22 protein-coding genes and 1 riboswitch are annotated in these 25,394 nt (G+C 65.1%); of the genes, 15 read left to right on the top strand and 7 right to left on the bottom strand.

The features are described from left to right. Positions 1-75: 75 nt before the first annotated feature. The 5 genes from trxA to dxs all read left to right on the top strand — a co-directional run bounded on the left by trxA (position 76) and on the right by dxs (position 6,305). On the top strand, positions 76-972 hold the full coding sequence (trxA, locus tag IT472_RS12155; RefSeq protein WP_297181905.1) for a thioredoxin: 897 nt from the start codon (positions 76-78) through the stop codon (positions 970-972). Between the two features lie 88 nt (positions 973-1,060). Further along, positions 1,061-3,259, top strand: coding sequence for a bifunctional serine/threonine-protein kinase/formylglycine-generating enzyme family protein (locus IT472_RS12150; protein WP_343231835.1), 2,199 nt, complete (start codon positions 1,061-1,063; stop codon positions 3,257-3,259). Positions 3,260-3,284: 25 nt separating this feature from the next. Further along, the gene (locus IT472_RS12145; protein ID WP_297181900.1) at positions 3,285-3,980 is read left to right on the top strand and encodes a DUF502 domain-containing protein; all 696 of its coding nucleotides are present in this window, start codon (positions 3,285-3,287) and stop codon (positions 3,978-3,980) included. Positions 3,981-4,047: 67 nt separating this feature from the next. Beyond that, entirely contained in the window at positions 4,048-4,284 is a 237-nt protein-coding gene (locus IT472_RS12140) for a hypothetical protein (RefSeq protein WP_297181896.1), read from the top strand. Positions 4,285-4,394: 110 nt separating this feature from the next. Beyond that, a complete protein-coding gene (gene dxs, locus IT472_RS12135; RefSeq protein WP_297181893.1) occupies positions 4,395-6,305 on the top strand; it encodes a 1-deoxy-D-xylulose-5-phosphate synthase in 1,911 nt (636 codons plus the stop codon). Positions 6,306-6,311: 6 nt separating this feature from the next. On the opposite strand, the gene IT472_RS12130 is transcribed toward dxs, so the two are convergent. From IT472_RS12130 to IT472_RS12105, 6 genes are all read right to left on the bottom strand, one after another. Continuing rightward, the gene (locus IT472_RS12130) at positions 6,312-7,355 is read right to left on the bottom strand and encodes a TraB/GumN family protein (protein WP_297181890.1); all 1,044 of its coding nucleotides are present in this window, start codon (positions 7,353-7,355) and stop codon (positions 6,312-6,314) included. Positions 7,356-7,655: 300 nt separating this feature from the next. Continuing rightward, positions 7,656-8,330, bottom strand: coding sequence for a DNA-3-methyladenine glycosylase (locus IT472_RS12125; protein ID WP_297181887.1), 675 nt, complete (start codon positions 8,328-8,330; stop codon positions 7,656-7,658). 13 nt (positions 8,331-8,343) lie between these two features. Next, a complete protein-coding gene (locus IT472_RS12120) occupies positions 8,344-8,718 on the bottom strand; it encodes a DUF423 domain-containing protein (RefSeq protein ID WP_297181886.1) in 375 nt (124 codons plus the stop codon). A gap of 84 nt (positions 8,719-8,802) precedes the next feature. After that, entirely contained in the window at positions 8,803-9,870 is a 1,068-nt protein-coding gene (locus IT472_RS12115; RefSeq protein ID WP_297181885.1) for a polyketide cyclase, read from the bottom strand. 240 nt (positions 9,871-10,110) lie between these two features. After that, positions 10,111-10,767: a response regulator transcription factor gene (locus IT472_RS12110; RefSeq protein ID WP_297181883.1), complete on the bottom strand. Its 657-nt coding sequence runs from the start codon at positions 10,765-10,767 to the stop codon at positions 10,111-10,113. After that, positions 10,764-11,966 carry a sensor histidine kinase gene (locus IT472_RS12105; protein WP_297181882.1) on the bottom strand — a complete coding sequence of 401 codons (1,203 nt, stop codon included), beginning with the start codon at positions 11,964-11,966 and terminating at the stop codon, positions 10,764-10,766. Before IT472_RS12105 ends, IT472_RS12110 begins: the two co-directional genes overlap by 4 nt. Before the next feature lie 132 nt (positions 11,967-12,098). Here IT472_RS12105 and IT472_RS12100 point away from each other — a divergent pair, with 132 nt between their 5' ends. From IT472_RS12100 to IT472_RS12060, 9 genes are all read left to right on the top strand, one after another. Further along, the gene (locus tag IT472_RS12100; protein ID WP_297181880.1) at positions 12,099-12,698 is read left to right on the top strand and encodes a GNAT family N-acetyltransferase; all 600 of its coding nucleotides are present in this window, start codon (positions 12,099-12,101) and stop codon (positions 12,696-12,698) included. After that, positions 12,695-13,486, top strand: a complete 792-nt coding sequence (minC, locus tag IT472_RS12095) for a septum site-determining protein MinC (protein WP_297181878.1) — start codon at positions 12,695-12,697, stop codon at positions 13,484-13,486. The genes IT472_RS12100 and minC overlap by 4 nt, the downstream gene beginning before the upstream one ends. Before the next feature lie 31 nt (positions 13,487-13,517). Next, complete coding sequence (gene minD, locus IT472_RS12090; protein WP_297181953.1) at positions 13,518-14,330, top strand: septum site-determining protein MinD; 813 nt, start codon at positions 13,518-13,520, stop codon at positions 14,328-14,330. A gap of 3 nt (positions 14,331-14,333) precedes the next feature. Next, the gene (gene minE, locus IT472_RS12085) at positions 14,334-14,606 is read left to right on the top strand and encodes a cell division topological specificity factor MinE (RefSeq protein WP_297181875.1); all 273 of its coding nucleotides are present in this window, start codon (positions 14,334-14,336) and stop codon (positions 14,604-14,606) included. A gap of 45 nt (positions 14,607-14,651) precedes the next feature. After that, the gene (locus tag IT472_RS12080) at positions 14,652-15,185 is read left to right on the top strand and encodes a hypothetical protein (RefSeq protein ID WP_297181873.1); all 534 of its coding nucleotides are present in this window, start codon (positions 14,652-14,654) and stop codon (positions 15,183-15,185) included. Positions 15,186-15,535: 350 nt separating this feature from the next. Next, a complete protein-coding gene (locus tag IT472_RS12075; RefSeq protein ID WP_297181871.1) occupies positions 15,536-16,207 on the top strand; it encodes a M20/M25/M40 family metallo-hydrolase in 672 nt (223 codons plus the stop codon). 114 nt (positions 16,208-16,321) lie between these two features. Then, on the top strand, positions 16,322-18,316 hold the full coding sequence (locus tag IT472_RS12070; RefSeq protein WP_297181869.1) for a M2 family metallopeptidase: 1,995 nt from the start codon (positions 16,322-16,324) through the stop codon (positions 18,314-18,316). Positions 18,317-18,402: 86 nt separating this feature from the next. Next, on the top strand, positions 18,403-19,467 hold the full coding sequence (locus IT472_RS12065; RefSeq protein WP_297181867.1) for an SRPBCC family protein: 1,065 nt from the start codon (positions 18,403-18,405) through the stop codon (positions 19,465-19,467). Between the two features lie 45 nt (positions 19,468-19,512). Continuing rightward, positions 19,513-20,781, top strand: coding sequence for an amino acid permease (locus IT472_RS12060; RefSeq protein WP_297181865.1), 1,269 nt, complete (start codon positions 19,513-19,515; stop codon positions 20,779-20,781). Positions 20,782-20,817: 36 nt separating this feature from the next. On the opposite strand, the gene IT472_RS12055 is transcribed toward IT472_RS12060, so the two are convergent. Further along, on the bottom strand, positions 20,818-22,068 hold the full coding sequence (locus tag IT472_RS12055) for a multidrug effflux MFS transporter (protein ID WP_297181864.1): 1,251 nt from the start codon (positions 22,066-22,068) through the stop codon (positions 20,818-20,820). A gap of 136 nt (positions 22,069-22,204) precedes the next feature. Further along, positions 22,205-22,338: riboswitch (glycine riboswitch) on the top strand. A 31-nt stretch (positions 22,339-22,369) separates the two neighbouring features. On the opposite strand from IT472_RS12055, the gene gcvP reads away from it, so the two are divergent. Then, complete coding sequence (gene gcvP / locus IT472_RS12050) at positions 22,370-25,273, top strand: aminomethyl-transferring glycine dehydrogenase (RefSeq protein WP_297181862.1); 2,904 nt, start codon at positions 22,370-22,372, stop codon at positions 25,271-25,273. The last annotated feature ends 121 nt before the right edge of the window (positions 25,274-25,394 follow it).

Below are 25,394 nucleotides of genomic sequence, written 5' to 3'. Positions count from 1 at the left end.
ACATTATCGGATTGCAATGTCAACAATTTTTTACATCATCTTGCACTGAAGGCCATCGACACCATCTACTGGGGCATGCCCCTCGACGACAACGCCATGAACCCGACACCAACCCCGACGCCGAATGTTTTCGACGCCACCGCCGACAACTTCGAGACCGAGGTCATCCAGAAATCCCTGCAAACGCCTGTTCTGGTGGACTTCTGGGCCACCTGGTGTGGGCCCTGCAAGGCCCTCGGGCCGATCCTCGAAAAACTCGCCGCCGAGTACAACGGCGCATTCCTGCTGGCCAAGGTGGACGTCGACCAGGAACAGGAACTGGCGGCGGCGTTCCAGATCCGCTCGATCCCGACCATCGCGGTGATCAAGGACGGGCAAGTGCTCGGCGTGATGCCCGGCGCTCCGGAAGGGCAGCTGCGCGAGATGCTGGCACAGCTGGGCGTGCAGCCCGCGCCGGCGCCAGCGGACGAAACTGCGGCTGAGGTGGCCGCGCCGTTGGACCCGCACGCCGAGGTGCTGCGCCTGCGCAAGGCCATCGAAGCCGAGCCGAACACGGCCGAACTCAAGCTCGATCTCGCCTTGGCCCTGCTGCAGATCGGCGCCACTGGCGAAGCGGAGCAGTTGCTCGACGCGCTGCCCGCCAACCTCGCCACCGACGAGCGCACCGTGAAGGCACGCGCGCGGCTGGGCTTTGCCGCGCTGCTGCGCGACGCGCCTCCGGCAGAGGTGCTGGAGGCGGCAATCGCTATCGATCCTGCCGACCTGCGCGCACGTCACCTGCTCGGGGTGCGCCAATTGGTGTCCGGCGATGCCGAGGCGGGCTTGGCCCAGTTCATGGAAATGCTGCGCCGCAACCGCACCTATGAAGACGGATTGGCACGCCGGTCGCTGATCGATGCGTTCCGCGTGCTGGACGATGATGACCTGGTGACCCGCTACCGCCGGCAGATGTCGGCTTTGCTGCTGGCGTAATGCACCAAGGGCAACGCTGATTGAGTCGGCGTTGCCTGCCGACCATGGATGGTCGGCCGCGGATCGATCACCGAAGTGATTGATCCGCGTGAGCTGCGTCCGGGCATGCACCGGACGCAGCGTGCGCTGTCACGTCCAGGACGGACTTGGCCAGCATTGCCCATGGCCGCAAACCGGCCACACGCATGCCGGAACAGCCAGAGTGTGCTTCCTGCATGCCCACATTCCGCGTTCAAGCGTTCACAGCGGGCCGGGTCCATCGTATCCTCGCACTGATTCGCGGAGACACCGAACCTTGGCCAGTCAGGATTTCCCCAACATCTCCGGGTACACCATCCTCCGGGTTCTCGGACAGGGAGGCATGTCCACCGTCTACCTGGCAGAGCAGAACTCGCTGGGCCGCAAGGTCGCCCTGAAGGTGATGCTTGCCGACGCACTGGCCGATGAAGTCAGCCGCGCGCGCTTCGAAAACGAGGCCCGCACGATTGCCCGGCTCGAGCACCCGCACATCGTGGCCATCCACGAAGTCGGACGCAGTTCCGATGGCCTGCCGTTCTACACGATGTCCCATCTGGCCCGCGGGCACCTCGCCCAGCGGAAGCTGGTGGGCGAACAGCAGAAAGTCGCCGCGATCCTGCGTGCCCTGCTCGGCGCGCTCGATTATGCCCACGTCCGCGGTGTCGTCCACCGCGACGTCAAGGCCGAGAATGTCCTGTTCGACGACACCGACCGGCCGATGCTGGCGGATTTCGGCATCGCCCAGCAGCGCGGCAGCAACCCACGCCTGACCAGCGAGCGCATGGCCGTCGGCAGCACTGCCTACATGGCGCCGGAACAGGCGCGCGGCAAGGACGTGGACCGCCGCGCCGACCTCTACAGCATGGGCGTGCTGGCCTGGGAAATGCTGACCGGGCAATTGCCCTACAGCGCCGGGGATGCGCTGTCGATGGCAGTCAAGCATGCACAGGAGCCGGTGCCGCGCCTGCCGCCAAGCCTGAAGCACTGGCAACCGCTGATCGACAGGTCGATGGCGAAGAAGCCGGAAGACCGCTACGCCAGCGCCAACGACATGCTGGCGGCGCTGAACGCCGTCGAGCAGCGGGCCGGAAAAGCCTTCGGAGACGTCACGGTTCCAGCCGGCTATGTCCCGGAACCGGCGGCCACGCCCCGCGCTCAACCGGCCGGCCGCAAGATCGGCTTGGCACTGGCCGGCATCGCGGTGGCTGCCGTTGGAGCCTATTTCGGCATCCAGTCTTGGCTCGACAGCCGCACGCCGGATGCCAACGACGCCTCCACTGACATGGTCGCCAGTTCATCAACGGCAGCCTCGGCAGCGCCCGCACCAGCCCCCCCCGCAGCCTCGCCGGAGACGTTCCCGGGACAGGGCATCGGGGTCTTCTTGGCCAATGCGGACCAGCAACTGCGCGAAGGCGCCTTGCTGACACCCGCGAATGCAAATGCATGGGATAGCCTGGACGCCGCCTGGAGGATCAATCCCACCAATCCCATCGTCCAGCACCTGACTGCGCAGCTGTTTGATGCCTTGTCGGCCCTGTCCGAAAACGCACTGCGCAGTGGAGACATGGCCACCGCGCGCGTCGCGTTCGAGCATGCCAAGACCTTGGACCAGCGCCGGGGCGGCACCGGCGATGCCATCACCCTGTTGCAGGCGCGCCTGAGTGGAATGCTGGAGGCGCGCATCACTTTTCTGCTGGCCAAGCCCGATCCGCAGGCCGCCACCGCACTGCTGGCAGACAGCGGCTGGCTGGGACTCAGCCCCCTGCAGCTAACCGGGCTCAAGGCGCGGATCACCGCAACCGCGACCACCACTGCCAGCGCTGGATCGCGCAGTGGGCGGAGTGGCGCCACCGCCCCCACCGCGCCCATTCAGGCCACGCCGAGATCGGTGGACTTGGTCACCATCAGCCGTTCCGAGTACGCGCGTTTCGTTGCCGCCAGCGGCCGTGCGCCAGCCGATTGTGGCAAAAGACTGTTCGGCCGCCGGCCACGCTGGGACACCTCCGGCAGTGATGCACGCCCCGTCGTGTGCGTGTCCGCAGGCGACGCCCAGGCATTCGCAAGCTGGCGCAGCGCGCAGGAAGGCAAACGCTACCGTCTGCCCTCTGCCGGCGAGCTGCGCGAACAGCCGCGCACGCCGATTTCAGGCTGGGTGAGCCTGTGCGCAGACGCTGCCTGCAGCAAGCGCATGGCCAGCGGCAAGCCGCAGCCGCTGGACGCCGGTCGTGGCTACGACGACGTCGGCATCCGGCTGGTTCGCGCAAACTGACGATCCGTCCACTCCTGCACACCCCATGCCCACCCCCCTCACCACCGGCCAGCGCCTGCAGCGGCTGTTCCTGACCGGCCTGTTGACCCTGTTGCCACTGTGGCTGACCTGGATCGTGCTCAAGTTCGTTTTCGTCGGACTGGGCAGCCTGAGCCAGCCACTGATCGAACCCACGCTGCAGAATCTGGCCGCCACCAGTCCGCGTGCGCTGGGCTGGCTGATCCAGCCGTGGGTCAAGAGTGCCATTGCCCTGACCGCCACCGTCGCCACGATCCTGGCGGTCGGCTGGCTGGCCCGTCGCGTGATTGGCCAGCGTCTGCTGGGCTGGTTCGAGGGGATGATTGCGCACATCCCGTTGGCCAGCACGATCTACGGAAGTGCGCGCAAACTGCTCGATATCCTGCAAAAAAAACCCGACGGCACCCAGCGCGTGGTGTTGATCGATTTTCCGCACCGGGACATGAAAACGTTGGGATTCGTCACCCGGGTGATTCGTGAAAACGGAACCGGGCGTGAATTGGCCGCGGTCTACGTGCCCACCACGCCCAACCCGACCTCCGGCTACCTGGAAATCGTACCGGTCGAGTTGATCACGCCCACGGACTGGACCGTGGATCAGGCCATGGGCTTCATCATCAGTGGCGGCGCAGTGGCGCCCGATTCGATTCCATTCACGCCACCGGCCCCGGTCACGAACACCGTTCCACCTCAACCGACCTGACCAGCGTCAAGGCATCCGCATCACACAGCCGCGATCATGTGCGGCCACCCACCAAGGAGTCCCCCCCATGTTGTTCGATGTCATTGGCTTGGTCGACGAAGCCTCCGCACGCTCCATCGCCTTCGCCGTGCACGCACTCGACCCGCACGCCAGGATCACCGCCAACATCGACCGTGGCCGTCTGCTGGTGGACAGCAGTGCCAGTGAAAGAGACATCGGTGACGCCCTGCGTGCCGCCGGCTTTCATGCCAGCGCGGCGCCCGAACACCCCGAAGGCACGACCTGCTGCGGCAGCTGCAGCTGAGCCCGACGAACCAGCGCGGCGCACTTTCAAACGCGCGTTTGGTGCAAACACTCGAACCTGAGTCATGCCGGCGCGTTGCCCATCGCCTCGGCAAGGGCGACAATGCCGGGATGATCGATTCGACCCGCTACCCGCTGCTGTCACGCATCGACGGCCCTGCCGACCTGCGCCGTCTCCAGGAATCCGAGCTGCCTGCGGTGTGCGACGAACTGCGCGCATTCCTGATCGAATCGGTCGGTCGGTCCGGCGGGCATTTCGCGGCCGGGCTGGGCGTGGTCGAACTGACCACCGTACTGCATTACCTGTACGACACGCCGGAAGACCGGCTGGTCTGGGATGTCGGCCACCAGGCCTATCCGCACAAGATCCTCACCGGCCGCCGCGACCGCATCCACACCGTCAAGCAACAGGACGGCGTGGCACCGTTCCCGGCCCGCGAGGAAAGCCCCTACGACACTTTCGGCGTCGGCCATTCCTCGACCTCGATCTCGGCCGCACTGGGCATGGCGATTGCCGATGCCCGGGCAGGCCACGAACGCCGCATCGTGGCCATCATCGGCGACGGCGCGATGACCGCCGGCATGGCTTGGGAAGCGCTCGGCCACGCCGGTGGCATGGACAGTGACCCGAATCTGCTGGTCATCCTCAACGACAACCGGATGTCGATCAGCGAAGCGGTCGGCGGGCTGACCAAAATGCTCGGCCGGATGACCGGCAACAAGACCCTCAACGCCCTGCGCGAAGGCGGCAAGAAGCTGCTGGGCGACAAGCGCAAGAGCCCGCCGGCGCGCTTCGTCAAGCGTTGGGAGGAGCACTGGAAGGGCATGTTCGTGCCCTCCACCCTGTTCGAGCAGATGGGTTTCCACTACACCGGCCCGATCGACGGCCACGACGTCGCCGCACTGGCCGAAGTCCTCAAGACGCTCAAGGGCCTCAAGGGACCGCAGTTGCTGCACGTCATCACCACCAAGGGCAAGGGCTACGAGCCGGCCGAAGGCGATCAGATCGGCTACCACGCGGTGACGCCGTTCGATCCGTCGGTCGGGTTGCTCGGCAAGGCTGGCGCCCGCAAACCCACCTACACCGACGTGTTCAGCGACTGGCTGTGCGACATGGCGGCGGTCGAACCAGGCTTGATGGGCATCACCCCGGCGATGCGCGAAGGCTCCGGGTTGGTGCGCTTCAGCCAGGAATACCCGGAGCGCTATTTCGACGTCGCCATCGCCGAACAGCACGCGGTGACGCTGGCGGCGGGCATGGCTTGTGAAGGGGCAAAGCCCGTCGTCGCGATTTATTCGACCTTCCTGCAGCGCGCCTATGACCAACTGATCCACGACGTCGCCATCCAGAACCTCGACGTGTTGTTTGCCATCGACCGCGCCGGCGTGGTCGGGCCCGACGGCGCCACCCACGCCGGCAGCTTCGACCTGACTTACCTGCGCTGCCTGCCAAACGTGGTGGTGATGGCACCGGCCGACGAGAACGAATGCCGGAAAATGCTGAGCACGGGCTTCCGCCACCGCGGGCCGGCGGCGGTGCGCTATCCACGCGATGTCGGCCCCGGCGTGGCCGTGCAGCCGGCGCTGGATACCTTGCCGATCGGCAAGGCCGAGCTGCGTCAGCGCGGCAGCCGGTTGGCGCTCATGGCGTTTGGTGCCATGGTTCCGGCCGCGGAATCGGTCGGCCGCGAGTTTGGGTTGACCGTGGTCAACATGCGCTTCGTCAAACCACTGGATCAGGCCTTGATCCTCGAACTGGCGCGCAGCCACGAGGGTTTCGTGACGCTGGAGGACAATGCCATCGCCGGCGGCGCCGGCAGCGCGGTGGCGGAACTGCTGGCGACCGAAGGCATCACCCTGCCGATCCAGCACCTCGGCCTGTCCGACGCGTTTCTGCCGCACGCGTCCCGCGCGCAATTGCTGGCGCAGGCCGGGCTCGACCTCGACGGCGTGCGCGCGGCGATTCTGCGTCGCTGGCCGCAGATTCTCGGCAATCCTGCCACCACGCGTGCAGCCGGCTGATCGGCCTCACTCGGAGGCAGCAGCCTCGGCGTCGTCCTCAACCGTATCCGGCGCGATCACGGTGTAGCCACGCGCCTGCATCTGCGCCAGATAGCCATTCGCGCCCAGCATCCGATCCAGCGGCAAGGACGCGAAGGTGACCGCATTGCGCCCCAATGCGGTCTCGGCGGCGGCCAGCCATTTGGCGTCGATGCTGCGACGGGCATCGCCATAGCCCAGACGCTTGCCGATCCCCGCCTCGCTGATCGCGTCGTTGCAGGCATCCCAACGCGCCACCGGCGGCAGCCTGCGCAAAGCCGCAATATCACCGGTTGACCACGCATTGGCGCGTGCGCGCATCGCATCCAGATCGGTTTCGATGTAGTGCATCGTGTTGTCGAAGCAGGCGAGATCATCCAGCGTCGTCTTCGACCATTCCACCAGCAGCGGCTTGGGATCGGTGATGACGATCGGCTCGCCGACCACGGTCACGACCGGATGGTGTTCCTCGATGGCCTTCTCCACCACCGGCCAGACCACGTCGCGCATCTCCAAGCCATTTTTCTTCATCGCCTGCAGATACAGTTCCTGGGCGGCAAACAGCGGACGCCAGCGCTCGATGCCGCGATCCGAGCCGATGTAGCGTGCCTTCATGGCCAGCCAACGCGCATAGGCATTGGGTGCCACCAGATCCTTCAGTTCCTTGCCGTCGGGACTCTTGCGCGCACCCAGCAATTTCGGCAGCAGGAACAGGCCCTTGAAGAACCCGACCTTGACCTCGAAACTGACGCCACGCAGGCGGATCACTTCCTGTGCCTGCGCCAGCACGGCCTTCAATTGTTTTGCCTGCCACTGCATGCGCATCGGCAACGGCGTCAGCGTGCCGAACAGGTAGAGATCATGGCCACCCTTGCGCACGATCCACATGCCGGGGCCGGGTTGTTCGCCCACCACCACCACCGGCGCTTCCACCCGGATGCGTTCGCCGTTCACCACCGTCGTCTCGCCTGCCGCAGGCGGCCGCGCGGCATCCTGCGCCATCAGCGGGGCCACCCACACGAGTGCGATCATCGCAACACACCATATCGCTCGCAGCATCCACAGCTCCTTGTGTTCCATTTCGCGATCCAACTCCGACAAGCACGCGGCATCAAGGTTCCACGCCCGCTGAACCACATGTTCATGTCCTCGGCAGCCTGCCGGCCATCCAAAGCAACGCTGGTTCAGTCGGCGTTGCCTGCCGACCATGGATGGTCGGCCGCGGATCGATCACCGAAGTGATTGTTCCGCGTGAACTGCGTGTGCTGACACGTCCAGGAGGGACTTCTTCAGCATTGCCCAAAGGCACTCTCCGGGAAGATCGACGCGCCATCAATCCTGCGAACGTGCCACCTGCTGCTTCGCGCCGGCCGCCGCATCGGCGATGCGCCACAGATAGAAACTCGCGTAACTGCGGTACGGGCCCCAGCGTTCGCCGCGCTCCGCGAGCGCCTTGGGTGCCAACATCGCGTCTGCCTTGTCCACGACCTGCGCGCCCTTGCGGATGCCGAGGTCGTCGATCGGCAATACATCGGGCCGGCCGAGCCGGAACATCAGCATCATCTCCACTGTCCAGCGGCCGATGCCGCGCACCGGCATCAGGGCAGCGACGATGGCATCGTCGTCCATGCCCGTCATCTTGCGCAGGCTTGGAAGTTCCCCGACTGCTTCGCGGCGTGCGAGGTCACGCAGGGCCAGCGTCTTGTTGCCCGAAACGCCGCAAGCGCGCAGCGTGGCATCGTCGATCCGCGCCAGTGTGTCGCAATGGAAGCGGTCACTGTCGATCGCAGCCTCGACACGACCCACAATCGTCGCCGCCGCCTTGCCGCTGAGTTGCTGGTAGAGGATCGCGCGCGCCAGCGCATCGACCGGATCGAAGGGTTTTCTCCAGCGCGGGTCGGCGGGAATCGGGCCGAGCCTGCGCATCCACGCCCCCAGTTTGCGATCACGCCGGCACAAATGCGCGAACGCGGCATCGGTATCGAACCCGCGGGCTTGCTTCGTCATCACCGATCCCTCGTCATCCACGCAGGCGGTCGTAGGCGTGCAACAGCCAACCTGCGATCAACAGTGAGCCACCGAACGGCGCCAGTGCAGGCTCCAAGCCCATCAGTGCCGCCGCCAGCAAGCTGCCGCTGAACAGGAACACGCCACCCAACAACATCGCCAATGCCAGCAAGCCGGTCGGTCGCTGCGCCAGCGGGGCCAGCGCGGTCAGCGCCAGCCCATGCAGGAAGGCGAAGATCGCCGCCTGCAGCAGGCGTGCTTGATCGGACGCTGCCGCCGCGTGCATGGCATAGGCCGAGAGCGCCACCGACAAGCCAGCCAGCAGGCTGCCGATGGCAGCGAGGTAGCGTCGATACACAACGAAGACAGGCGTGTCATGGGCAGGCATCGCAGCATTGTCCGGAAGCATGCGCCACACATGCAAACGCCGCGTCGAAACGCGGCGTCTGCTTGTGCGAAATGAAACGGGCCGTTATTTGATTGGCCAGTAGACGTCGAACTTGCCGCTTTCGGTGAACGAACCGGCGATACCCGCCTTGTAGTCTTCGTAAGCGCGGTCCTTGATCTCGTACCCATGTGCTGCCGCCCACGCGCGCACTGCGTTGCGCACGTTTTCCAGTCCGGCCATGTAACCGGTGTAGGAGGTCATCACCGCACGCGTGGGCTGGGTGTGCTCGTACTTCACCGGCGCGCCCGCGGGGATCGAGACCCGACCCACCGCACCACCCCCCTTGCGACGCACGACCTGCGCCACGTCGAAGGTGTAGGTGTCGCGCCCAAGCTCGGTGGTCACGATGCGCACCGGGCCAACGGCCTCGAGGCCATTGGCTTCGATCACCCGCTTCAGCCACTCGGCGTCGCTGGTGATCGCGGCTTGGATCTGGGCATTGCCACGGTCGATCGCACCGGCACTCACGTAGAGCACGTCCTCTTCCGGCCGGTCGACGATCCTTGGCTTGTCCATCCCGCTTCCCTGCACGTTGTAATCAACGTTCGGGATCGTCGCCAGCACCGACACCAGTCGCGACAGGTTCAGCTTCATGTCGTCACCCATGTGGCGGGTGACGTACAGGCCGGCATAACGGCCCAGGATGTCCCAACCGTAATCCACGTCGTAGGTCTGGATGATTTCGACGTTGCGGTTGTTGCGGCCGGTTGGACGCATGAAGAACGCGGCGCGTTTGTTACTGCCGCGTGACGGATCCTCGATCCTGATGCCGACCATCTTGTTGGACTCGGACTGGACGATTTCCCAGCTTCCGCTGCCCAAGCTCTTTTCCTGCGAGACGTAGTCGATCTTGGCACCCACGCCTTCTTCCGGCCCGGACAGGGTCAGTTGCATGCGCGGATCGCGCTGGGCAAGCGCGTTCCAGTCCTTGAAGCGCCGGAAGCTGTTGATCATGTCGAAGACGATCGTGGGCTTGCGGTTGGTTTCGATTCGCTCGGTCAAGTGGCGCGACGACGGCAATGCGATGCCGAGGGCCAGGTACAGCCCGGCGACGATCGCCAATGAAATCAGGATCTCGATCACACGAGTCATTCAGGAGTCTCCGGGAAAATCGGCAAGTCGACTGCGTCGCACGGACCCGTCATCCTATCAAACAACGGCGAGTGCAGGCGAGCACCGCGAGCATGAAACCGTGACCCGTCCCGCAGCCACGGCGCGAAAGGTCCGGCTCATCCACGGAACTCCACCCCGGCATGTCCATACCGACCCGTATCCCGCCACCCGGTTTCGACCGCCCGACGCGCATCCGGCGGTCCGTCCCGGCTGCCCCGGTTACACCAGTTTCAGTTCGAACGCCTTGAGCACCGCGCGGGTGCGGTCGCGCACACCCAGCTTGCTCAGGATGTTGGACACATGGTTCTTGATGGTGCCTTCCGCAACGTGCAGGGAATTGGCGATTTCCTTGTTGGAGAAGCCCGAGGCCATCAGCCGCAGGATTTCGGTTTCACGGTCGGTCAGCGGATCCGGGCGGTCGAGGCTGATGAACTCGTTGCGCATCTGCTCCAGCCCTGACAGCAGGCGTTGGGTCACGGCCGGTTGCACCAGCGAGCCACCCCGGGCGACGGTCTGGATCGCACCCACCAATTGTTCCAGCGACACGTCCTTGAGCAGATAGCCCTTGGCACCGGCTTTGATCCCGGCCAGCACCAGTGCATCGTCGTCGAAGGTGGTCAGGATGATGGTCGGTGGCAGGGCTCCAGCCGCACCCAAGGCCTGCAACGCTTCCAGTCCGGACATTTCCGGCATCCGCATGTCCATCAGCACGACGTCCGGGCGCACCTGCGGGATCCGCTCGACCGCCTGTCGCCCATCGCTGGCTTCGGCAACGACCTCGATGCCATCGGCAAGGCCCAACAGGGATTGGATGCCCTGCCGGACCAAGGTTTGGTCATCGACCAGGAAGATGCGGATCGGGTTGGATTCACTCATGCGTCGATACCTCCGTGCAGTCGGATGCCGGCGTGGGCGGCCACCGGCAAGCCCATTGTGAGCTGGAAACCCTGGCCATGCCGGGTGTCGACCTCCAGGCGACCGCCGTACTGGCGCAGGCGTTCCTCCAACCCTCGCAAGCCATTGCCCGGGATCAGTTTGTCTCTGCCATGACCATCATCTCGCACCCGCAGCAGCACGCGATCCCCCTCACGTCGTGCAGTCAGCCACAGGTGGTTCGCGCCGGAATGCCGGACTGCGTTGGTGATGGCTTCCTGGGTGCAGCGCAGGAGGACGTGCGCGCGCTCCGGGTCATCCACGGTCAATGGTTCTTCGATGTCCATGTCGATTTCGAGGCTGGGAACGTTCTCGGCAAGCGGTCGCAGCGCCGCGGCAAGGTCGATCGCCCCGCCCTCGCGCAGTTGGCTGACTGCCTCGCGGACGTCGGTCAACAGCAGGCGGGCCAACGCATGCGCCTGCTGGACATGCTCACGCACCCGTCCTTCCGACAGGTGCCCGGCAACCTCCAGATTCAGGCTGAGTGCGGTCAGGTGATGGCCCAGCAGGTCATGCAGTTCGCGGGAAATGCGGGTGCGCTCATTGACCCGCGCGCTGTCGGCCAGCAACGCACGGGTGGCGCGCAGTTCGGCATTGAGGCGGCGCTGTTCCTCCCGAGCCTGTGTTTGCTGCAGGGCAACAAGACTGACCACGAACACGAAGCCGGAAAAGCCGGCGTACAGCATCGACTGCATCAGCGCTTCCAGCGGCGGGAAGTCCAGCCAACGGATGAACACCGGGGCCACGGCCAACTGGCTGGCCAACAGCCAGGCCACGCCCAGCTTCAACGGCAACAACCACGGCAGGACACAGGCTGCCACCATCAACAGCACGCTGCCCAAGCCGGTACCGGTGAAATAGCTGACGCCCAATGCGGCCAGGGTCAGGACCACCACCAGCAGGTAATCGAATCCACTGCGATCGCGGCGTCCCAGCCCGCGCGTCAGCCAGGCATAGCTGAAGCCAAATACCAGATAGGCGGCCCAGCCCTGCCAAGGCATCGGCCGCAAGGCCAGGTCCTCACCGGAGGCATCCGCAATGTACGGGGCCGCCCAGGAATACAGCAGCGGCAGGCCCACCACGGCCCAAGTGAACAGACCGGCGTAACGCAACAGTCGGGTGTGGGAAAATTGCGAAAGCATGGCGTCTTATACAGTTTCCGGTTGTGCGTCGCAGCACCCCAATGGTCATGGTCGCGACAGGTCGGTGCATGCGATAATCCACCGGCACCCGCTGCGGCACGGTCGCGGCAAGAGATGATGGAGCTTCTCGGAATGTCGATCGCGATCCGCGACGTGCGTGAGCAGGACCTGGATTCCGTCCTCGCCTTGAACAACGCCGCCGGGCCCACGATCCTGCCATTGGACGCATCTCGCCTGCGCCACCTGTTCGACGGCGCCGAATACTTCCGCGTTGCCGAACGCGACGGCACGCTGGCCGGCTTCCTGCTCGGGTTTGGCTCCCATGCGGAACATACGAGCAGCAACTTTGCCTGGTTCCGCGAGCGCTATCCGGAGTTCTTCTACATCGACCGCGTGGTCGTCGCCAGCCGCCGCCGTGGTGGTGGTGTGGGTCGCGCGTTGTATGCCGACGTGCAAAGCTACGCCGAGCTGCGCTATCCGCAACTGGCCTGCGAAGTGTTTCTTGAGCACGGCGCCGATCACGCACTGCTGTTCCATGGCAGCTTCGGTTTCCGCGAAGTCGGCCAGAACGTGATGCCCGGTGACGGCCCGCGGGCGGCGATGCTGATGAAGGCCCTGTGCAGCTACCCATGGGTGCACGCGACCTACGGGGATGCCCTCCCCGACGCCCCTTGGCTGCTGCAACCCAGGCGGATTGCGGCCGTCGTGCCCGCGACCGGCACCCACGCATGAGTGCGACGCCGGATTATGCACAGGCCGGGGAACTGAAGTTCGGTCAGGTCGGCATCGCCAACCTGCGCGTGCGTACCCTCGATGTCGAACGCCTCGCCGCGGAAATGCGCGAGCGGGTGGAACGTGCGCCGAAACTGTTTGAACGTGCGGCGGTGGTGCTGGATTTCGGCGGTCTGGCCAAACTGCCGTCGGAAGCCGAGACCCGCGCACTGATCGACGGCCTGCGCAATGCCGGGGTGCTGCCGGTCGCGCTGGCCTACGGCACCAAGGAGATCGACGCGCTGTCGCAGCAGATCGGCCTGCCGCTGCTGGCGAAGTTCCGCGCCAGCTACGAACGCAGCGCCGCCGAGCCGGCCTCGGCAGCGGCACCCGAACCCGCCCCGGCATCGACTGCGACACAGTCCACGGCACAGCCCGCCCCGGAATCACCGCAGTCCAGCACCCCGCTTGCAGTTGCAAGCCCCGGCTTGGTCCAGACCACGCCGGTACGCTCCGGCCAGCAGGTCTACGCCGAACACCGCGATCTGACCGTATTGGCCACGGTCGGCGCTGGCGCGGAAGTCCTCGCCGATGGCAACATCCACATCTACGGTGCGCTGCGCGGCCGTGCGTTGGCCGGTGCACAAGGCAACGAAGACGCGCGCATCTTCTGCCGCGAGTTCCATGCGGAACTGGTGGCGGTGGCCGGTCGCTACAAGGTACTGGAAGACATCCCGCAGTCACTGCTCGGCAAGCCGGTGCAGGTCTGGCTGGAAGCGGGTCAACTCAAACTCGCGGCGCTCGACTGAAGCCGCAATCAATTTCATGGAGGACGCCAGCTTGGCCGAAATCATCGTAGTCACCTCGGGCAAGGGCGGCGTGGGCAAGACCACGACCAGCGCCAGTCTCGCCACCGGCCTCGCGCGGCGCGGCAAGAAGGTTGCCGTCATCGACTTCGACGTCGGACTGCGCAACCTCGACCTGATCATGGGCTGCGAACGCCGGGTCGTCTACGACTTCGTCAACGTCATCCACGGCGAAGCCACGCTGCGGCAGGCGCTGATCAAGGACAAGCGCTTCGAAAACCTGTTCGTGCTGGCCGCTTCGCAAACCCGCGACAAGGACGCGCTGTCGCGCGACGGCGTCGAGAAGGTGCTCAAGGACCTCGCCGCCGACGGCTTCGACTACATCGTCTGCGACTCCCCGGCCGGGATCGAGAAAGGCGCCTTCCTCGCCATGTACTTCGCCGACCGCGCGGTCGTCGTGGTCAATCCTGAAATATCCTCGGTGCGCGATTCCGATCGCGTGCTCGGCCTGCTCTCCTCCAAGACCCACCGCGCCGAGCGCGGCGACGGCGAGGTCAAGGCGCACCTGCTGCTGACCCGCTACAGCCCGCAGCGGGTCGAGAGCGGCGAGATGCTGTCGATCAAGGATGTCGAGGACGTGCTGGCGCTGAAGACCATTGGCGTGATTCCGGAATCCGGCGACGTGCTCAACGCCTCCAACAAGGGCGAGCCGGTGATCACGGACCCCGAATCGATGGCAGGCCAGGCCTACGACGATGCGGTGGCGCGCCTGCTCGGCGAGGATCGGCCGATGCGATTCACCACGGTCGAGAAGAAAGGCTTCTTCAGCAAGTTGTTCGGAGGCTGAGCCATGTCCATCTTCGACTTCCTCAAGCCCAAGAAGAACACCGCCGAGACCGCCAAGTCCCGTCTGCAGATCCTGATCGCGCAGGAACGCAGCTCGGCCAGCGCACCGGACTACCTGCCGCTGATGCGACGCGAGATCCTCGAAGTCATCCGCAAGTACGTCGTCAACGTGGACATCGACGAGGTCAAGGTCGACCTGGTCAAGAACGGCGACCAGGACGTGCTCGACATCTCGGTCTCTCTGCCCGACCGCGGGTCGGCCGCCACGGGCGACTGATCCACGCGCGCTCTCCGAGGCACGGGAGGGCGGACCGCACGCACCATGCAGGAACGATCAGGCCATCCCGTCCCTGCTCCGACCGCGGCCGTGGCCACGTCCACCGTGCTGACCATGCAGGACATCGGCTTCGATGCCGCCACCGCCCTGCTCGCACGTTATGGCCTGCGACTGCAGCGCGTTGCCGACGACACACCCATTCCCGGCAGCTATTGGGGCGAACGCGAAGCCGGCATCATCGGCTGCACGGTGTACGCACGCGCCGACACGCCGGTGCACTCACTGCTGCACGAATCCGGCCACCTGATCGTGCTGCCGCCGGAACGCCGCGCACAGGTGCACACCGACGCCACCGATTCGGTGCCGGAAGAAGACGCCGTTTGCGTGTTGCAGGGCCTGCTGGGCGACGCCCTGCCCGGCGTGGGCCGCGAGCGAATCTGGGCCGATATGGATGCCTGGGGCTACACCTTCCGGCTGGGCTCGGCGCAGGCCTATGTCGAACGGGACGCGGAAGACGCGTGGTGCTGGTTGCAGGCACGCGGCTTGATCGACGGAGATCGGGGTTTGATCCTGCGATAAGGATCAATAACTACAGCGTCATTGGTTTGCGATTGATCTCGAGCGCCGCGTCGAACCGCAGGCAGTAAAACCGCTACGATCCACGCAGGAGCCCAATTCGAGCCTTCGAGCAAGGCCGGGTGCCCGCGCGTACCTCTGGCCACGCAAACACCAAGGAGCCTGCCTTGCCCAAGCTTGACTGTCTGCACTGGTGCCGCCGACTGCTGTTCGGCCTCATGTTTCCGATCGCCTTGTCGCCCGGCGCCGCACAGGAGCATCCGGGACTGCGGATTTCAACCCCGGCGGAGATCGCGAGCGAATTCGCATCCGTCCCTTGCGACAACGCAGGCCGCCTCCCCGCCGTGCGGGCTATGCTGACTCGTCTGGGCGCGCAGGATTCGGATTTCCGGATCGACCGTTTCGATGCCTACGACGGGGTCGAGAACCTGGTCCTGATCCTGCCTGGAGAATCGCCGGAAAAAATCGTCATCGGGGCGCACTACGACAAGATCGGCGATGGCTGCGGTGCCGTGGACAACTGGACGGGCCAAGTCGCACTCGCACATCTATACCGGACGCTCCACGGCATGCAGCTGAAGAAGACCTTGGTCTTCGTGGCGTTTGGCCGCGAGGAAAATGGCCTGGTGGGGTCCCGCGCCATGGTGAGCGCCATCCCGCACGAACAGCTGGCCAGCTATTGCGCCATGATCAATATCGACAGCCTCGGCCTGGCCCGACCACAGGTCGCCGACAACATGTCGAGCAGGACACTGGAACGACTGGCGGTGGATGTGGCCAATAGCATGGACATCCCGTTCTCACATGTCACGATCGGTGGATCGGCTTCCGATTCAAACGCATTCACGGCGAAGAAAATTCCAGCGATAACCCTTCATGGACTGGACCGCAACTGGATGCACGTCCTGCACCGCCGGGAAGACCAGGCCTCGAAGGTGAACCCGATGAGCGTCTACCTGGGCTACCGCTTGGCGCTGTCGATGGTTGCACGCATGGACCAAACGCCTTGTGACGCCTACCGGTGACGAACGCCCGGAATTTCGACGAATCCTGGACGACCAGTCGATGCAGTTGCCGGTCGCCGCCCAACTGCTAGTCTTCTGCTTCCCCTGCCCATTTCGCACAGGATCCCTCAGGCCATGCCGCGCACCCATCTCCTCGCCCTCGCCGTTGCTGCCTCCCTCGCCTTCACCTTGGCGTCCTGCGGCGGCGGCAACCGCCCGACAGCAGGCACCAGCACCAACGCCGCACCCGCCAACGAAACCCCCGAGCAGTTCGTGGCGCGCGTCAACAAGGAAATGCGCGAGGTCAGCACCGAGCTCAATTCGGCGCAATGGCTATCCAATACCTACATCAACAGCGACAGCGAGCTGATCGCAGCCAAGGCGAACGAACGCTGGCTGACCCGGCTGAACGAATGGATCGCGCAGGCGAAGCGATTCGAGGGCCGACAGATGTCGCCCGAAGCAGCACGCTCGATCAAGCTGCTCAAGTTGATGACCGCCATGCCGGCGCCGCGCGACCCGAAGGAACTGGCCCAGCTCGCGCAGATCGCCAGCAAGCTGGAAGGCATGTACGGCAGCGGCAGCTATTGCACCGGCAGCGGTGCCGACAAGACCTGCCGCGACATCGGCCAGCTTTCCGACGTGCTGGCCAGCAGCCGCGACTACGCCGCCCAGCTCGATGCCTGGCAGGGCTGGCATACGGTGGGCGCTCCGATGCGTGGCGACTACACCCGCTTCGTCACCCTGGTGAACAAGGGCGCCAAGGAAATGGGCTTCGCCAACGCCGGCGAAATGTGGCGCTCCGGCTACGACATGACGCCGGCCGAGTTCGCGCACGAGACCGATCGCCTGTGGGACGAGGTCAAGCCGCTGTACGAACAACTGCACTGCTACACGCGCGGCAAGCTCGACGCCAAGTACGGCAAGGACAAGGGCGAGGTGGCCGGCGGCATGCTGCCCGCGCATTTGATGGGCAACCAATGGCAACAGGACTGGAGCAACCTCTGGGACATCCTCGCGCCCTATCCGAATGCCGGCAGCCTCGACGTGAATGCCGCCCTGCAACGCGCGCAGGAAGCCAACTTCGGGCGCGCGCTGTTCAGTGCCAACACGCCGGGCCTGTCCGCATCGGATCGCGGCTTCCAGGCCCAGCGTGCGGCCGAGCTCGCCACCGCCACCCAGATGATGCAGCGCGCCCAGGATTTCTATACCTCGCTGGGCATGCGCACGCTGCCGGAGAGCTTCTGGCAGAAGACCCAGTTCATCAAGCCGCTGGACCGCGAGGTGATGTGCCACGCCAGCGCCTGGGACATGAACATGCAGGGCGACGTGCGCATCAAGATGTGCATCAAGCCGACCGAGGAAGACCTGACCACCATCTACCACGAGTTGGGCCACATCTATTACGACCTCGCCTACAACAGTCAGCCGCCGCTGCTTCAGGGCGGCGCCAATGACGGCTTCCATGAAGCCATCGGCGACACCATCGTGTTGTCGATGACACCGCAATACCTCGCCTCGGTGGGCCTGGTGGCGAAGCCGCAGCAGACTCAGGAAGCGCTGGTCAACGCGCAGATGCGGATGGCGCTGAGCAAGGTCGCATTCCTGCCGTTCGGTCTGATGATCGACCGCTGGCGCTGGGGCGTGTTCGACGGCTCGATCACGCCCGATCATTACAACCAGGCGTGGTGGGCACTGAAGGCGAAGTACCAGGGCGTCGCCCCGATCACGCCGCGCGGCGAGGATTTCTTCGATCCGGGCGCGAAGTACCACGTTCCCGCCAACACACCCTACACGCGCTATTTCCTCGCCAACATCCTGCAATTCCAGTTCTACAAGGCGCTGTGCGACGCCTCCGGCCACAAGGGCCCGCTGTACGAATGCAGCTTCTACGGCAACAAGGAAGCGGGCCGCAGGTACTGGGCGATGCTGTCGCGTGGTGCCAGCCAACCCTGGCAGGCGACCCTGAAAGAACTCACCGGCAGCGACCGGATCGACGCCAAGCCGCTGCTGGAATATTTTGCCCCGCTGCAGGACTGGCTGAAACAGCAGAACGCGGGGCAGACCTGCGGCTGGAGTGCCGAAGGCGCGACGGCGGCGGCGGCTGCAACGCCTGCACCCCCCGGCTGAGGCGGCGAAGGTGATGTTCGGTGGCGCGGGCAACTCCGTGAATCGGAGGCCCGCACGCCGAAGGGCGCTTGCGCGATACTGCCGCCATGCACGAGGACCTTGCCCCGCAGTCTGCCGCCACGGCGACCGCATTGCCGGCCGGATTCTATGTCGATGCGTCGACCATCCAACTCGACCGTCGCGCGGTATTCGATCGCGCGTGGCACCTGGTCGCGCATGTCTCTCAATTGCACGATGCCGGTGACCACGTGGTCGCGGACCTCGCCAGCCTGCCGGTGCTGGCGGTGCGCGGCGCGGATGGCGAGATCCGCGTCCTGCACAACGTGTGCCGCCACCGTGCCGGGCCGATCGCAGTCTGCGACGGCAAGGGCGCACGGTCGCTGAGTTGCCGCTACCACGGCTGGACCTACGCCTTGGATGGCCAGCTCTGCGCGGCACCGGAGATGCGCGGAGCGCAGGACTTCAACCTCGCCGACATCCGCCTGCCGCAACTGGCGGTGCAGGTCTGGCAGGGGCTGGTGTTCGCTGCGGTGGATGCAGACAGCGCGCCACCGTTCGAACAATTCGTCGCCGGCATCGCGCAACGCCTCGGCAGCGCGCGTGGGCTGGCGCACTACGCGAACCATCATCGCGTCAGCTACGACATCGCCTGCAACTGGAAGGTGTATGTCGACAATTATCTCGAGGGCTACCACGTCCCGCATGTGCATCCCGGCCTGAACAGACTGCTCGACTACCGCAGCTACAAGACCGAATTATCGGCGTGGCATTCGCTGCAATGGAGCCCGCTGGAAAGCGCTGACACCCTGTACGGCAATGGCGACGCGCTGTACTACTGGCTGTGGCCGAACACGATGCTGAACATCCTGCCCGGCCGCTTGCAGACCAATGCCGTGGTGCCACTGGGCGTGGATCGCTGCCGGGTCGTATTCGACAGTTATTACGCGGAGACAGGTGACACGGCCAAACGCGACGCCGACCTCAGCTTCAGCGACTCCGTGCAACACGAGGACATCGGCATCTGCGAGGCCGTGCAACGCGGGCTTGCGTCCGGCAGTTACCTGCCGGGAAGGTTGAACCCTCTGCGCGAAACCGGGGTCCATCATTTCCACGAACTGTTGCGGGCGGCGTATCGAGAACGCGCCGACTGAGTGCCTGCCCGTCGCTGCCGCACATCGGAGACCTTCAAGGCTTGCATGCCAAGGGAAGCGCACAAAGCACTGGGCCTGTGGTCAGCGACGGCGCTCGTCGTTGGCACGATCATTGGTAGCGGCGTGTTCCTGTTGCCGGCAGCGCTTGCGCCATACGGCGGCATCAGCCTGTTCGGCTGGGCGATCACGCTGACCGGCGCGCTTGCATTGGCAGCGACCCTCGCGCGGCTGGCGATACGCTGGCCACAAACCGGCGGACCCTATGCCTTTGCGCGCAATGCGTTTGGCGACCTACCCGGGTTCTTGGTGGCGTGGAGCTACTGGATCTGCAACTGGACCGGTTGTGCGGCGATCTCCGTCGCCTTTGCCGGCAGCCTCGGCGCGATCTTTCCCGGACTGGTAGCAACGCCGCTGCGGTCTGCAGCCTGTGCACTGGCAGCGCTCTGGTTCTGCATCGGGATCAACCTCGCCGGCATGCGCGAATTCGGACGCGTGCAGATCATCCTGACCGTGCTCAAATTTCTGCCCTTGCTGCTGTTTGGTGGAATCGCCATTTGGCTCATCGACGGCAGCCACTACCGACCACTGAACCCCAGCACCGAGCCACTCCCGCAGGCGATCAATGCCACTGTCGCGCTGACCGTGTGGTCCTTGCTGGGGCTGGAGACGGCAACGGTGCCGGCAGGCTCGATAGAACGGCCCGAGCGCACCATTCCGCGCGCCACGGTGCTCGGCACCCTGCTCGCCGGCATCGCCACGGTCCTCACGGTGAGCGCGGTGATCGGCATCGTGCCGTTGGCGCAGTTGCAGGTATCCACCGCCCCGATGGCCGATGCGGCACGCCTGCTGTGGGGTTCCCGGGCCGGCCTGGGGATTGCGCTTGTCGCCGCGATCTCCTGCCTCGGCGCGCTCAACAGTTCGGTGATGGCGGCCGCACAGGTGGCGCTGGCGGCAGCGGACGACCGCCTGCTGCCGGCATTCTTCGCGCGCAAGGATACGCGTGGCACGCTTGCGCCGAGCATCCTGCTGGTGGGTGTGCTGGCGACGGTGCTGGTCTACAGCAACTTCAGCAGATCGCTGGTGCAGATGTTCACCTTCGTGATCCTGCTTTCAACCGCTGCCACCCTGTTGCCCTACATCGCCAGCTGTGCCGCTTGGCTGCGCCGCGGCCAAGGCGGCAAGCCCGCGGCGTTGCTGGCGCTGGCCTTCAGCCTGTACGCATTGATCGGCACCGGGACGGAAGCGCTGCTCTGGGGCGGGGTCCTGCTGCTGGCGGGCCTGCCGGTGTATGCGTGGATGCGGTGCAAGGCTTGACGCCAACGTCGTCAAACCCGGCAAACGAGACCTGCGTTACATCTGGTCGGTCGGCTCCAGTACCGTGGGCGACGGCGGCACCCGCAGTGGCTGCGGAGCACCACGGGTTTCCCACCACCAGAACATCCAGCCGATCAGCGCAAACGCGGATGCGCCGATCGCCAGGGCCAGTCCGCTGCCGCTCAGCATCGAGGAGAGTGAGCCTGCGATCACTGCATTCACCAGCAGACCCAGGAAGGCTTGCAGCGAGGACGCGCTGCCGCGTTGCTGCGGATACATGTCGAGGATGGCAAGGGTGATGATCGGAAAGGCCAGCGCGATGCCGAACGCGTTGAGGCTGGCCGGCAGCACGGCCCAGGGCAAGGTCGGCTGACTGGCCAGCAGGTTGTAGCCGACGTTCAATACCATTGCGATGCCACAACAGGCGAAACCCCAGGTGGCCATGCGCTGCCCGTCGATGCGACCGGCTGCACGCCCTGACGCGAACGCACCCAGCATCATGCCGCTGATCATCGGGATGAAGAACCAGCCGAATTGATCTTCGTCCAGCGTCAACAAGTCCAGAACAAAGGCCGGTGCCGAACTGATATACAGGAACAGCGCGCCGAAGTTCATTGCCGCCGCCGCGGACAAGCGCAGGAACCGCGGATTGCGCGCAATGCCAAGGTAGCTGCGCGACAGCGGGCCCGCCCGCAAGGGCAGCCGCGCCTCCGGCGGATGCGTTTCCGGCAAGCCACGCCATACCGCCACGGCCAGCAGTGCGGCGAAACTCGCGAGGAACAGGAAGATCGCCGGCCAGCGGTGCCAGCCCAACAGCCAGCCGCCCAACACCGGCGCCACCGCCGGCGCGATGCCGAAGATCATCGACACCTGGCTCATCAGCCGCTGCGCATCATCGCCGTGCAGCACGTCGCGGATCACCGCACGGCCAACGATCAATCCGACACCCGCACTCAAGCCTTGCAGGGCGCGGAACGCCAGCAGTTCCGACAGCGTGGTCGACAGCGCACAGCCGACCGAAGCCAGGGTGAACACCGCCAGCCCCACCAGAATCACCCGCTTGCGCCCCAGCGCATCGGACAGCGGCCCGTGCACCAGGCTCATCGCCGCATAGGCCAGCAGGTAGACGCTGATGGTCTGCTGCATCGCCAGCTTGTCTGCGCCCAAATGCGCGCCAATCTGCGGAAACGCGGGGAAGATGGTGTCGATCGAGAACGGGCCGAACATGGCCAAGCCGCCCAAAAGCAAGGCCAGGTGCCGCGTCGAAGGTGGATCACCGGGGGACATGGACGGATTGTACGGACCCGGCGGCCCCGGCCTTGTATAATTCCTTGGCACGGTGGGAGAAGCGCGCGTGTCACCGGTCACGCGAGGCTGCCGAAGGCGCAACTGCCCGGAATCGCTCAGGCCAATGACCGCCGTGTGAACACACTCTGGAGAGACCCGCACGCGTCTGAACCGCGCGAGCTGGCGCCGAAGGGGCAAGACCGCTGCGTTCGCCACCCTCCCCTCGGCGATGCGGTTCAAACTCTCAGGCAGAAGGACAGAGCGGGCATCCCATCAACGCGCCACGCGCCCGGATGCCACCATGACCCAGCCTTCGCTCCACTCGCTCGAACAACACGACGCCTTCGTTGCCCGCCACATCGGCCCGAATGATGCCGAGATCGCGGAGATGCTCGCGGCCCTTGGCTTCGACTCGCTGGACGCGTTCACCCAGGCCATCGTCCCGGATTCGATCAAGGCCAGCGGCACGCTTTCGCTGCCGGATGCGGTGAGCGAAGTCGATGCGCTGGCGCGCATCCGTGACATCGCGTCCCGCAACCAGGCCTACCGCAGCTTCATCGGACAGGGGTATTACGGCACGCATACCCCGAACGTGATCCTGCGCAACATCCTCGAGAATCCGGCGTGGTACACCGCCTACACGCCGTACCAAGCGGAAATCTCGCAAGGGCGAATGGAAGCCCTGATCAACTTCCAGACCATGGTCGCCGATCTCACGGCAATGGACATCGCCAATGCCTCGCTGCTGGACGAAGCCAGCGCCGCAGCCGAAGCGATGACCTTGGCCAAGCGCTCGTCGAAATCGAAGTCCAATACCCTGCTGGTCTCCGGCGACACCCATCCGCAAACACTCGATGTGCTGCGCACCCGCGCCGAGCCACTGGGCCTGGACGTCGATGTGGTGCATTCAACAGACGAATTCCATGCCAAACTCGCCACTGGCGACTATTTCGGCGTGCTGGTGTCCTATCCCGCTTCCAGCGGTTGGATCGCCGACTGGATGCACGATGCCGAGGTCATCCATGGGCACGGCGCGCTGCTCGTGGTCGCCAGTGACCTGCTTGCATTGACCCTGCTCAAGCCGCCGGGCGAAATGGGCGCCGACATCGTGGTCGGCAGCAGCCAGCGCTTCGGCGTACCCATGGGCTTTGGTGGCCCGCATGCTGCCTTCATGGCCTGCCGCGATGCCTACAAGCGATCGATGCCGGGCCGACTGATCGGCGTATCGATCGATGCCGCAGGCAACCCTGCCTACCGCTTGACCCTGCAGACTCGCGAACAGCACATCCGCCGCGAGAAGGCCACCTCCAATATCTGCACCGCGCAGGTGCTGCTGGCGGTGATGGCATCCATGTATGCGGTCTACCACGGTCCCCGTGGACTCAAGCGGATTGCCCAGCGCATCGCCCGTTATACATCCATCCTCAAGGTCGGGTTGGAACAGCTCGGCCATGCCACGGTGCACGCCAATGCGTTCGATACCCTGTGCATCGATACCGGCGACCAGGGCGCTGCGCTCTCCGCACGCGCACGCGCACACGGCATCAACCTGCGCACGCGTGGCAACGGCTCCCTGTGCATCTCGCTGGACGAAACCACCACCCGCAGCGACATCGAGTTGCTGTGGGAAGTGTTCGGTGAAAGCAAACCGCTCCCCTCGGTGGACGCGCTGGAATCGGATGCACCGAACCTGATCCCGGAAGCACTGCGCCGCACCAGTCGCTACCTCACCCATCCGGTGTTCAACACCCACCATAGCGAACATGAACTGTTGCGCTACCTGCGCCAACTTGCCGACAAGGATCTGGCGATGGATCGCACCATGATCCCGCTGGGTTCGTGCACGATGAAGCTCAACGCCACTGCGGAGATGGTCCCTGTCACCTGGCCCGAATTCGCCAACCTCCACCCCTTGGCGCCTGCTGCGCAGGCACGCGGCTACGGCGAGCTGATCGCAGGCCTGGAAGCGATGCTGGAGGAGATCACCGGCTACGATGCGGTCAGCCTTCAGCCCAACTCCGGTGCACAGGGCGAATACGCCGGCCTGCTGGCGATCCGCGCATTCCACGCATCGCGCGGCGAGGGCCATCGCAATATCTGCCTGATTCCATCCTCGGCCCATGGAACCAACCCTGCCAGTGCGCAAATGGCCGGAATGCACGTGGTGGTGACCCAGTGCGATGGCAACGGCAATGTCGACGTCGAAGACATCCGCCGACAAGCCGAGAAGCACTCGGCCAACCTGGCCGCGATCATGCTGACCTACCCATCCACCCACGGCGTGTTCGAGGAAGACGTGGTCGAAATCTGCGACATAGTCCACAGTCACGGTGGCCAGGTCTACACCGACGGCGCCAACATGAACGCATTGGTTGGGTTGGCCAAGCCCGGCAAGTGGGGTTCGGATGTGTCGCACCTGAACCTGCACAAGACCTTCTGCATTCCACACGGCGGCGGCGGCCCGGGTGTCGGTCCGTGCGCGGTGAAGGCTCACCTCGCGCCGTTCCTCCCCGATGCACTCAGCCGCGACGGACTGCGCACGCCCGGGGTCGGTGGAGGAGCGATGGTCGCCGCCGCAACCTTCGGCAGTGCCTCGATCCTGCCGATCAGCTGGATGTACATCACCCTGATGGGTGCCAGCGGCCTGCGCAAGGCGACCCAGGTGGCGATGCTCAATGCCAACTACATCGCCAAGCGACTGGAATCCTGCTTCCCCACCTTGTACACCGGCCGCAACAGCCTGGTCGCGCACGAATGCATCCTCGATCTGCGTCCGCTGGAGAAGCTCTCCGGGATCAGCGCCGAAGACGTGGCCAAGCGACTGATCGATTTCGGCTTCCACGCCCCGACGCTGAGCTTCCCGGTTGCCGGAACCTTGATGGTGGAACCGACCGAGTCGGAATCGCTGCACGAACTCGACCGCTTCATCGACGCGATGATCCAGATCCGCGCGGAAATCCAGGATGTGATCGATGGCAAGCTCGACCGTGCCGACAACCCGCTCAAGCACGCCCCGCACACGGCGGTGCAGGTCAGCGCCAGCGAGTGGACGCACGCCTACCCGCGCGAACTGGCGGCGTTCCCGCTGGCCAGCCTCAAGCAGGTCAAGTACTGGCCGCCGGTGGCACGCGTCGACAACGTGCACGGCGACAAGAACGTGATGTGCGCTTGCATTCCGGTGGATGCGTACAAGGACGAAGCGTAGCCGTCGGCGCGCCAAGGCTCACGCAGAAGGCCCCGCATCGCGGGGCCTGTCCGTTGCCCTCGATCGCACGGCTTACACGCCGTGCTGCTTCAGCCAGGCATCGATCTGCGGCAGGCGGCGC

This window comes from Thermomonas sp. (genome assembly GCF_020850895.1).
Classification (GTDB): domain Bacteria; phylum Pseudomonadota; class Gammaproteobacteria; order Xanthomonadales; family Xanthomonadaceae; genus Thermomonas.
This window is presented reverse-complemented; position numbering and strand designations above follow the sequence as displayed.

Coding starts and splice junctions, on each gene's coding strand:
- trxA (WP_297181905.1), top strand. CDS start 76: ATGCCCCTCGACGACAACGCCATGAACCCGACACCAACCCCGACGCCG.
- IT472_RS12145 (WP_297181900.1), top strand. CDS start 3,285: ATGCCCACCCCCCTCACCACCGGCCAGCGCCTGCAGCGGCTGTTCCTG.
- IT472_RS12140 (WP_297181896.1), top strand. CDS start 4,048: ATGTTGTTCGATGTCATTGGCTTGGTCGACGAAGCCTCCGCACGCTCC.
- dxs (WP_297181893.1), top strand. CDS start 4,395: ATGATCGATTCGACCCGCTACCCGCTGCTGTCACGCATCGACGGCCCT.
- IT472_RS12130 (WP_297181890.1), bottom strand. CDS start 7,355: ATGATCGCACTCGTGTGGGTGGCCCCGCTGATGGCGCAGGATGCCGCG.
- IT472_RS12125 (WP_297181887.1), bottom strand. CDS start 8,330: ATGACGAAGCAAGCCCGCGGGTTCGATACCGATGCCGCGTTCGCGCAT.
- IT472_RS12120 (WP_297181886.1), bottom strand. CDS start 8,718: ATGCCTGCCCATGACACGCCTGTCTTCGTTGTGTATCGACGCTACCTC.
- IT472_RS12115 (WP_297181885.1), bottom strand. CDS start 9,870: ATGACTCGTGTGATCGAGATCCTGATTTCATTGGCGATCGTCGCCGGG.
- IT472_RS12110 (WP_297181883.1), bottom strand. CDS start 10,767: ATGAGTGAATCCAACCCGATCCGCATCTTCCTGGTCGATGACCAAACC.
- IT472_RS12105 (WP_297181882.1), bottom strand. CDS start 11,966: ATGCTTTCGCAATTTTCCCACACCCGACTGTTGCGTTACGCCGGTCTG.
- IT472_RS12100 (WP_297181880.1), top strand. CDS start 12,099: ATGTCGATCGCGATCCGCGACGTGCGTGAGCAGGACCTGGATTCCGTC.
- minC (WP_297181878.1), top strand. CDS start 12,695: ATGAGTGCGACGCCGGATTATGCACAGGCCGGGGAACTGAAGTTCGGT.
- minE (WP_297181875.1), top strand. CDS start 14,334: ATGTCCATCTTCGACTTCCTCAAGCCCAAGAAGAACACCGCCGAGACC.
- IT472_RS12080 (WP_297181873.1), top strand. CDS start 14,652: ATGCAGGAACGATCAGGCCATCCCGTCCCTGCTCCGACCGCGGCCGTG.
- IT472_RS12075 (WP_297181871.1), top strand. CDS start 15,536: ATGCTGACTCGTCTGGGCGCGCAGGATTCGGATTTCCGGATCGACCGT.
- IT472_RS12070 (WP_297181869.1), top strand. CDS start 16,322: ATGCCGCGCACCCATCTCCTCGCCCTCGCCGTTGCTGCCTCCCTCGCC.
- IT472_RS12065 (WP_297181867.1), top strand. CDS start 18,403: ATGCACGAGGACCTTGCCCCGCAGTCTGCCGCCACGGCGACCGCATTG.
- IT472_RS12060 (WP_297181865.1), top strand. CDS start 19,513: ATGCCAAGGGAAGCGCACAAAGCACTGGGCCTGTGGTCAGCGACGGCG.
- IT472_RS12055 (WP_297181864.1), bottom strand. CDS start 22,068: ATGTCCCCCGGTGATCCACCTTCGACGCGGCACCTGGCCTTGCTTTTG.
- gcvP (WP_297181862.1), top strand. CDS start 22,370: ATGACCCAGCCTTCGCTCCACTCGCTCGAACAACACGACGCCTTCGTT.